The following is a 339-nucleotide window of genomic DNA, read 5'->3' as shown; positions in this document are numbered from 1 at the left end:
TTCCTGTTCACGGGGCAGGGTGCGCAGCGTGCGTCGATGGGCCGGGGGTTGTACGAGGCGTTCCCGGTTTTCGCGGATGCCTTCGACCAGGTGGCGTTGCACGTGGATGCCTATCTGGACCGGCCGTTGGCGGAGGTGCTCGCGGACGAGGAGTTGATCCACCGCACCGGGTACGCGCAGCCGGCGTTGTTCGCGGTCGAGGTGGCGTTGCATGCGCTGCTGTCGCACTGGGGTGTGCGGCCGGATGTCCTGGTCGGTCATTCGATCGGTGAGATCGCTGCCGCGCACGTGGCCGGGGTGCTGTCGCTCGGCGATGCGGCGGCGTTGGTCGTGGCCCGG

1 protein-coding gene is annotated in these 339 nt (G+C 69.0%); it reads left to right on the top strand.

Annotated features, from left to right (window positions below; genetic code table 11):
• Positions 1 to 339 (top strand): acyltransferase domain-containing protein (locus PUR56_RS33045; RefSeq protein ID WP_329951657.1); only part of this gene is annotated, 339 nt, incomplete at both ends.

It is taken from the genome of Streptomyces sp. BE303 (assembly GCF_036290945.1).
Lineage (GTDB): Bacteria > Actinomycetota > Actinomycetes > Streptomycetales > Streptomycetaceae > Kitasatospora.
This window is presented reverse-complemented; position numbering and strand designations above follow the sequence as displayed.